Source organism: Simplicispira piscis (genome assembly GCF_054783455.1).
Genome location: NZ_BAAGQN010000015.1, coordinates 46,714 through 54,883, shown reverse-complemented (window position 1 = coordinate 54,883; position 8,170 = coordinate 46,714). Strand labels below are relative to the sequence as shown.

The window sequence follows — 8,170 nt, the reverse complement described above, 5'->3', positions numbered from 1 at the left end:
CTCCTGCAGAAAACCGGAATTGCGTTGCACTGTGGATGCATCCAGTGATGCACAATCCCGGTCATGCCGTCCGATCAGATCGTCCAAACCGCCATTGCCCTTCTCGGGCCCGCCGCCATTTGGCTCTCACAAAGCCGCAGCGTCCGCTTTCAGCGGTGGGCCTGCATCGTCGGACTGATGAGTCAGCCGTTCTGGTTCATGGCAACGTGGGCCAGCGGGCAGTGGGGGGTGTTCGTCGTCGCGGTGGTGTGCGCGCTGGCCTGGCTCAAGGGGTTGTGGGTGCACTGGCTGGCGCCGCGCCGGGACACGGGCATCAGCACAATAGCACTTCCACCGAGCAGCATGCGGCCATGAACCTGACCCAGTCAATGCGCGGGAACCTGTCGCCGCAGGCCAAGTGTTTGCGCGGGTCGAAATCATGCTGAAATTCCCACCAATCGGCCCGAAGGCCGCGCCAATGCTGGCTTGAGGCTTGGACTTTTAATCCGTTTGTCGTGGGTTCGACCCCCGCACGTCCCACCAAAATTTGGTTATGAATTAAGCACTTAGCGCAGAAATGCCTGGGTGCTTTTTTTTGGGTGGAGCAGAATCTGTGCGTTCGCATGTTGTGAAAACTCCCATCAGAGTTTTTCCACCTCACCCGCCTTGGGCTGCCATTTCAGCAGCCGCTTTTCGATTCGCCCGACCAGTCCATCAAGGATCAGGGCAAAGGCGGTGAGAACCAGGATGCCTGCCATCACGGTATTGATGTCAAAAGTACCCTCGGCCTGCAGGATCAGGTAGCCCACCCCCTGGCTGGAGCCCAGATACTCTCCGACCACCGCGCCCACAAAAGCCAGCCCCACCGAAGTGTGCAGAGAACTGAAAACCCAACTGGTGGCGCTGGGCAGATAAACGTGGCGCAGCAGCTGTCGCTGGCTTGCGCCCAGCATACGCGCGTTGGCCAGCACTACGGGGCTCACTTCCTTGACGCCCTGGTAGACATTGAAGAACACGATAAAGAACACCAAAGTGACGCCCAATGCCACCTTTGAGCCCATGCCCAGGCCAAACCACACCGAAAAAATAGGTGCCAGAACAATGCGCGGCATCGAGTTGAAGGCTTTGATGTAGGGCTCCAGCAGGGCTGATGCGGTGGGTGAGAGCGCGAGCCACAGGCCGCCTGCAAGCCCGCTGCACGCGCCAATGGCAAAGGCCATCGCAGTCTCCATCAGAGTGACAGCCAGATGGCGATAAATATCGGCATCGGTGACGAACCAGTCCCAGATGCGCTCGAGAATCGCCAAAGGCTGACCAAAGAAGAACGCTGCCTGGCGGTCGTTGTCGAACATGAATGGTGGAATAAACCCAGGCCGGGTCATTGCGTCCCAGAACAGGAACAGCAGCACCAGCAGGCCCAGCTGCCATGCACGCATGGTGGCTGCGCGCGGTTTGATCGTTTGCCACATGGTCTCAAGTCGCCTTTTGCAACTGTTGTTGATAGCCCTTGAGCACTTCGCTGCGCAGGACATCCCAGATGCCGGCGTGTAGTTCGCGAAAGCGTGCGGTGGATTTGATTTCTGCAACGTCGCGGGGACGTGGAATATCGATCACGAATTCGCCCATGGGATAGGACGCGGGGCCAGCGCTCATCACCACCACGCGGTCGCTCATGGCAATGGCTTCGTCCAGATCGTGGGTGATGAAGAGCACAGCTTTGCGTTTGGCCTGCCAGAGCTGAAGCAGCTCGTTTTCCATGAGTTGGCGGGTCTGGATGTCGAGTGCGGAAAACGGCTCGTCCATCAGGATGATGTCGGGGTCGAGCACCAACGTTTGCGCCAGGCTGGCGCGCTTGCGCATGCCGCCACTCATCTGGTGTGGATACCGGTCGCCAAACCCTGCCAGGCCTACGCGGGCAAGCCAGTCCTGTGCCTGGGCGGTGGCTTCCTTCGAAGGGGTTCCGCGAAACTCCAGCCCAGCCGATACGTTGGCCAGTGCTGTGCGCCAGGGCATCAGGCTTTCGGCCTGGAACATGTACCCGGCACGCCGATTGAGCGTCGTAAGGTGTTCGCCAAACACCGTCACGCTGCCCGTGCTGGGCGCCAGCAGACCGGCGGCCACGTTGAGCAGCGTACTTTTTCCACACCCCGTGGGGCCCACAACGCTGACGAATTCGCCTGCACTGACGTGCAGGTCCACGTTTTCAACAGCGGTATAGCGCTGGCCCGGAGCGTCCTTGCTGACGAAGGTGCAAGCCACGCCCGAGAGCGTGAGCGCTGGCGGTTGCCCGCTGGGGTTGCGGCCGTTGTGCACGTCAGCCGCGCTTGCGGGCATGGGCTTTCTTGACGAATTCGTTGGTATAGACCGCATCGAGGTCGAGTTTTGCGGCAGCAATTTTGGGGTCCACGCTGGCCAGAGCACGGAATGCGGTGCGAGCCCCGGCGGGTGGAATCATGCCATCGGGCGAAAGGGCTTTTTGCGCGGCCAGAAAGCCATCGATATAGATGGCGCGGTCGCCCAGCAAATAATTTTCGGGCACGACCTTGATCACATCGCCAGGGCCAGCTGCCTGGATCCAGCGGTCGGCCCGCACCATGGCGTTGGTCAGCGCCTGTATGGTGGCAGGGTGCGCCTCCACAAAGGGGACAGGCGCATACAGGCATGCTGCGGGCATGGGGCCGCCAAAGACCGCTTCGGCCTCAGACACGATGCGTGTATCGGACACGATCTTGAGATCGCCTGAGCGCTGCAGTAGCGTGATGACCGGGTCAAGATTGCTGATGGCGTCGATCTGCCCCGACCGCATCGCGGCCACCGCGCCGCTACTGGCGCCCACGCCCACAAAGCTCACCTCGCTGGGTTTTACGCCAGCCTTTGCCAGCACGTAGTTGACCATCACGTTGGTGGAGCTGCCGGGCGCCGTCACACCAATCTTTTTGCCACGCAGATCGGCAATGGATTTGTAGTGGGGCATGGTCTTTGGGTTGATACCCAGCACCACCTGCGGCGCCAGTCCTTGCAGTACAAAGGCGCGCATGGGCTGGCCCTTGAACTGCATGTTTACGGTGTGCTCAAAAGCACCGGAGACTACATCAGCACTACCTCCCACCACGGCCTGCAGCGCTTTGGAGCCGCCCGCGAAATCGACCACAGTGACGTCCAGCCCCTCGTCCTTGAAGTAACCCAACTGCTCGGCGATGGTCAGCGGCAGGTAGTAGAAGAGATTTTTGCCCCCGACCGCGATCGTGAGCTTTGGTTTTTCGATGGACTGGGCCAGTGCAATGCCGGGTAGTGCAGCACTGGCAAGTGCGGAGGCCATGAGGTGGCGGCGGTTGAGCATGGGTGTGTCTCCTTTGGTTTGATTTGACTTCCCACACTGCAGGCCCCATGGGAAGTGGCTGGCAAGGCATCGTAGCACCGCAAGCGCGCAAACTGCAGCCGACTGCCCGTTTTTGCGGCAGTGCAACACAAACCCATGTAAGCCGGGCACTTGCGCACGGCTTGTGTAGGCAGGTCACGGGTTGTCCACAGGTTTGTCCCCGTGAAATGGGGAGAACCTTGTGGGGTCACCCATGCTCATCGGCCATTCGTCCTACACGCGGTTGTCGCGCGTCCACAGCAGGCACTCGTGCCGGGTCGAGTCTTCGGGCGTGCGGGGTGTTTCTGCCTGTGCCTGGTAAGCGGGGGCAGCTACCAGGGCCCGAGGGGGTGTCAGCCAGCAAAATCAAAAAACCCCGCTACCTTTTCGATAGCGGGGTTTTCTTTACTGACTTGGTGCCGGAGAGATGAATCGAACACCCGACCTTCTCATTACGAATGATGGGATAGGTGTATTCTGCCGTGTTGATTAATGCTGATAGAATCAATACAAATCAACAGCTTACTATAAAATAACTGGATGCAAAACCAGTCAAAGCGTTGATTGAAATTCGGTTGTTTTCAGCAAATCGTCTTACATCCGCCCTTACATCCTGGCCGATGTAAGACCGCAAGAGGCACCACATGGCAAAGATTGCATTCACCGCTGGCCGGGTCGCGGGGTTCAAGTGCCCGCCCGACAAGAAGCAGGCCTTTCTGTGGGACGTGACCGCGCCGGGGCTGGGGCTCAGAGCAACGCCAGCCGGAAAACCTGCCTATGTGTTTCAGGGTGAGTTTCAGCAAAAGACCATCCGAATCACCATTGGCAACCCTGACGCCTGGAGCATTCCCCAAGCGCAAGGAAAGGCCCGCGAACTGCAGCGCCAGATTGACGAAGGCCACGACCCCCGAGACTTGAAGCGCGAGGTGTTGGCCACCGCCGTAGAAAAGAAAGCCGCAGCCGCTGCGCAAGCCGTGACTGTGGGCGAAGTTTGGCCGCTGTATCTGGCGAACGGCAAGCCCAAGCGCAGGGACGCATGGAAGCCCCGCTATCGTGCTGACCTGGAAGCGATGGCCGCGCCCGGTGGTGAAAAGAAAAAACGAGGGCAGGGCGTGACAAGGCCGGGGCCGCTCTATCCGCTGCTGGCACTCCCACTGACTGGCGTGAACGAGGACACGCTGAAAAGCTGGTACGACCGCGAAGCCGTGTCAGGCAAACACCAAGCCGCCCGCGCGCTGATGATGTTCCGGGGGTTCCTGCGCTGGTGCAGTGCCCGCCCTGAATACCGCACCATGACCGACCGCGATGCAGGCAAAGCCGCCGCCATCGTGGAGAGCCTGCCCAGCAACACGCGCCGCACCGATGCCCTGGAAGCCGCCCAGGTTCCCGGCTGGTGGGCTGGTGTAGAGCAACTGAGCAACCGCACCGCAAGCGCCTACCTGCGCGCCTTGCTGCTGACGGGTGCCCGCCGTGAAGAACTGGCCGCACTGACTTGGGCGAATGTGGATTTTCAGTGGCGCAAGCTGACCATTGCCGACAAGGTGGAAAGCACCCGAACCATTCCCCTGAGCCCCTATGTGGCGCACATGCTGGCAACGCTGCCGAGGGTGGGGCCGTATGTGTTTGCCAGCACGGGCAAGGCAGGGCGCATTACAGACACCCGCAACAGCCATGCAAAGGCCCTGCAAAGCGCTGCAATCGAGGGGCTGACAATTCACGGACTGCGCCGTTCCTTTTCGCTGCTTGGAGAGGCTGCCGGGGCACCTGCCGGGGCTATCGCGCAAGTGATGGGCCACAAGCCAAGCGCAACAGCCGAGGGCTACAGGCCGCGCAGCATTGACGCCCTGCGCCCGTTTCTGGAACAGATAGAGGCGCACATTCTGGCCCTGGCCGGGGTGCAGTTTGACGCCCAGGCCGCGCCCGGTGCGCTGCGTGTGGTGGTGTAACGTATAATTCACAGACCCATGTTTGAAGTGCAGACCTACCTGAGCCCCAGTGGGCAAGACCCATACGCGCAGTGGCTTGCCACGCTGGCAGACAGACAAGCAAGGGCCCGTGTGCTTGTGCGAGTGGGCCGCATGGCCGCTGGCAACTTTGGGGACTGCAAACCCATTGCCGAGGGGGTTTGGGAGCTGCGCGTTGATTGGGGGCCGGGCTACCGCGTGTATTACGCCCAAGCCGGAAAGCGCCTTGTATTGCTGCTAGCCGGTGGAGACAAGCGCACCCAGCAAGCCGACATTACCGCCGCCCTGGCGAACTGGCACGACTGGCAACAGCGAAGGAAAACGACATGACCACAAATACGCAACCCGCAAGCCGTCCGCACGATGCCGCCGTGGTGGAGCTGCTGAAAGCCGACCCAGATTTTGCCAATGAGTATCTGGCCGCTGCCCTTGAAGAAGCCGACGAGTCCGGCGGCCAAACTGCGCTACTGGCTGCCCTGCGCCATGTGGCAGAAGCACAAGGCATGGCAGCAGTGGCAGAGCGTGCAGGCATCCCGCGCGAAAGCCTTTACCGCGCGCTGGGGCCAAACGGAAACCCGACCGTAAAAACGCTCCTGGCGGTATTGAGCGCTGCCGGATTGCATTTGGCTGTGACGCGCCAGGACAACGCGCACGCTTGGCCTTTTCGCCCCAGCTAGGCAGGGTCGCAATCCTGCCGTAAGGCTAGTTCCCCCAAGGCCGCTCCCGGTGCGCGGCGCGTGGTGGCTGGGTGATACGCAATCTGTATCGTCATACGCTACAATCAACCCGTGATTAAGTCATTCCGTCACAAGGGGCTTCAAGCCTTTTTCGAGCGAGGCACCAAGGCAGGGATTCAAGCCGCCCATGCGCCTAAGCTGGCCCGGCAATTGGCCCGACTCGACCAAGCGCAACAGCCCCAGGATATGAACCTGCCCGGCTGGGGTCTGCACTCATTGCAAGGCCCCCTGAGCGGGCATTGGTCGGTGTCCGTGAATGGCAATTGGCGTATGACGTTCGCATTTGAAGGTGTGAATGCCGTACTGGTGGACTATCAGGACTACCACTGAGACAGGAGAAACAACGATGGCACGCATGTTCAACCCCCCGCACCCTGGCCTGACGCTGCGCGATGATGTTTTGCCCGCGCTGGGGCTGAGTGTGACCGAGGCCGCCCAGCAGTTGGACGTGTCCCGCGTGACCCTATCGCGCGTACTCAATGCCCGCGCTGCCATATCACCGGAAATGGCCTTGCGCATCGAGGCATGGCTAGGTGTGGAGCGTGGAGGGGATGCCCGCGTGTGGCTGGCAGAGCAAAGCGCCTACGACATGTGGCAGGCTGCCCAGCGATTCAAGGCTGCACCCATGCACGTTCAACCCGCGCCCGCTTTGGCCTGAGAGTTTCGCCCCAGCTAGGCAGGGCTGCAATCCTGCTGTAAATCCAGCTCCTCCCGCTGGCCTGCTGGGGCACCTATTGAGGGAGCCGCATTCGGGAGGGTGCTTTGCAAGTCATCATTAAAATCAACGACAGGCAGGCCCTGCCAGTTCGAGCCATCCCTCTACTGACTGATTGGCACGGACTTTCACCTGACGGACTGGCGCAGATTCTGGCTGGGGACTCTGACCACTGGCCATCGTTTGACGGACTGACCGCGCACCGTCTGCACTCCGATGGCAGCATAGAGGCAATACCGCCGCGCTGGTGGGTAAGCTGGGTTGTTGGCGAACTGGAAGCCACCAGCAACACAATCAAGGCCAAGGAAACCAGCCGCGCAACAGGCAGGCAACAATGGCGGCGTGAATCGCTAGCGCAGTTGCCCGCAGGGGTGTTTGTGTGGCGTGACGAGTTCGAGGCCGCCCACTCCAATGAATACCGGCCTGACGGGAGGCGCGCCCGCTCCAACCCCGAAGGTTTTGACCCAAGTGCCCACGCCTTGGACTTCAACCCGAACCCAAATCCATTGATTGCCCCTGCACCATTGGTGATGGAGGGGTTTGAGCCGTTGATTGCCCCACCAGGTTCCCGGAACCTTGAGCACCTTTGGTTTGTGCGCGGCTTCTACAGTGCCAGCGACAACGACGCCCATTGGCTGGGCCTCAAAAGTCTCACGCCGCATGAAGCGGCGGCGCTTTTGTGTGGACGTGACCCCTTGGTTCAACGGGGTTGTGACGAGCAATGTGTCGTACTACTAGAACGCAGATTGACGGACTACAACGAGAGTCACCCGGCCCGCCGTTCCTGGCGCGAATGGCACGGTGTGGCAAAGGAAATCGAGGCCGAATACGAAAAGGGCTTCGATGCGCTTTTTGCCGAACTGGCGCAAACGCCCAACACGTCAACTGCTGGAGCGCCCGCACAGCCCCAGGCCGCCCCGCCCGCGCCCATGGCAGACAGCGCCAGCAATGCTAAGCCGTGGCTATCGATTGACCAGCAAGACCCAACACCTGCGCAACTCTGGTACACGCCCGCCCGCTACTTTGCGCGTCAATTGGCTATGGAGAACCCCGCATTACTTGCAAACCGTAAGCGATTGGCCGACAGGGTAGCGACGGCACTTTTCAACGCTGGATTTAAAAAGCGTGGTGGCAAATTGCGGTTTGAGAGCGGCACAGTTCTAAAAGCACTCACTAACGTGACACTGGGCTGAAAAACTCTCAAACTCTCACTGAAAGTTTTAACGTAAATCGGGCTGTAAGCTTTTATCCATGCGGGTTTTAGCAAACTTTAGTAAGAGCTTGCAAGCATTAAAAGCACTTTCCCAATAGTGAACCTCAACAGCGCAAAACGCGCAGAGAGGTTCACAAGTGAAAACATCATCCGAACAACGCTTCACACCGCTGGAGCTTGAAACCCGCCCCACGGTAGACACCG

Annotated in this window: 10 protein-coding genes; 7 read left to right on the top strand and 3 right to left on the bottom strand. The window is 60.1% G+C overall.

From position 1 onward, the window contains the following. The first annotated feature begins 63 nt into the window (after positions 1–63). Positions 64–354, top strand: coding sequence for a hypothetical protein (locus tag ACYVOC_RS09850; RefSeq protein WP_461161695.1), 291 nt, complete (start codon positions 64–66; stop codon positions 352–354). Positions 355–620: 266 nt separating this feature from the next. On the opposite strand, the gene ACYVOC_RS09845 is transcribed toward ACYVOC_RS09850, so the two are convergent. From ACYVOC_RS09845 to ACYVOC_RS09835, 3 genes are read right to left on the bottom strand one after another with little or no spacing between them, the layout of a single operon-like run. Beyond that, positions 621–1,448 (bottom strand): ABC transporter permease, encoded by an 828-nt coding sequence (locus ACYVOC_RS09845; protein WP_461161694.1) that lies wholly within the window; start codon positions 1,446–1,448, stop codon positions 621–623. A gap of 4 nt (positions 1,449–1,452) precedes the next feature. Continuing rightward, on the bottom strand, positions 1,453–2,313 hold the full coding sequence (locus ACYVOC_RS09840) for an ABC transporter ATP-binding protein (RefSeq protein ID WP_116004269.1): 861 nt from the start codon (positions 2,311–2,313) through the stop codon (positions 1,453–1,455). After that, positions 2,294–3,319 carry an ABC transporter substrate-binding protein gene (locus ACYVOC_RS09835; RefSeq protein WP_116004268.1) on the bottom strand — a complete coding sequence of 342 codons (1,026 nt, stop codon included), beginning with the start codon at positions 3,317–3,319 and terminating at the stop codon, positions 2,294–2,296. Before ACYVOC_RS09835 ends, ACYVOC_RS09840 begins: the two co-directional genes overlap by 20 nt. Positions 3,320–3,981: 662 nt before the next feature. Between ACYVOC_RS09835 and ACYVOC_RS09830 the strand changes: the two genes are divergently transcribed. The 6 genes from ACYVOC_RS09830 to ACYVOC_RS09805 all read left to right on the top strand — a co-directional run bounded on the left by ACYVOC_RS09830 (position 3,982) and on the right by ACYVOC_RS09805 (position 7,946). Beyond that, a complete protein-coding gene (locus ACYVOC_RS09830; protein ID WP_461161693.1) occupies positions 3,982–5,283 on the top strand; it encodes a tyrosine-type recombinase/integrase in 1,302 nt (433 codons plus the stop codon). 18 nt (positions 5,284–5,301) lie between these two features. Then, positions 5,302–5,631 (top strand): type II toxin-antitoxin system RelE/ParE family toxin, encoded by a 330-nt coding sequence (locus ACYVOC_RS09825; RefSeq protein ID WP_461161692.1) that lies wholly within the window; start codon positions 5,302–5,304, stop codon positions 5,629–5,631. Next, positions 5,628–5,978, top strand: coding sequence for an addiction module antidote protein (locus tag ACYVOC_RS09820; protein ID WP_461161691.1), 351 nt, complete (start codon positions 5,628–5,630; stop codon positions 5,976–5,978). Before ACYVOC_RS09825 ends, ACYVOC_RS09820 begins: the two co-directional genes overlap by 4 nt. A 111-nt stretch (positions 5,979–6,089) precedes the next feature. After that, positions 6,090–6,368, top strand: a complete 279-nt coding sequence (locus tag ACYVOC_RS09815) for a type II toxin-antitoxin system RelE/ParE family toxin (protein ID WP_461161690.1) — start codon at positions 6,090–6,092, stop codon at positions 6,366–6,368. 16 nt (positions 6,369–6,384) lie between these two features. After that, positions 6,385–6,696 (top strand): HigA family addiction module antitoxin, encoded by a 312-nt coding sequence (locus ACYVOC_RS09810; RefSeq protein WP_461161689.1) that lies wholly within the window; start codon positions 6,385–6,387, stop codon positions 6,694–6,696. A gap of 104 nt (positions 6,697–6,800) precedes the next feature. Next, on the top strand, positions 6,801–7,946 hold the full coding sequence (locus tag ACYVOC_RS09805; protein ID WP_461161688.1) for a hypothetical protein: 1,146 nt from the start codon (positions 6,801–6,803) through the stop codon (positions 7,944–7,946). Positions 7,947–8,170 lie beyond the last annotated feature (224 nt).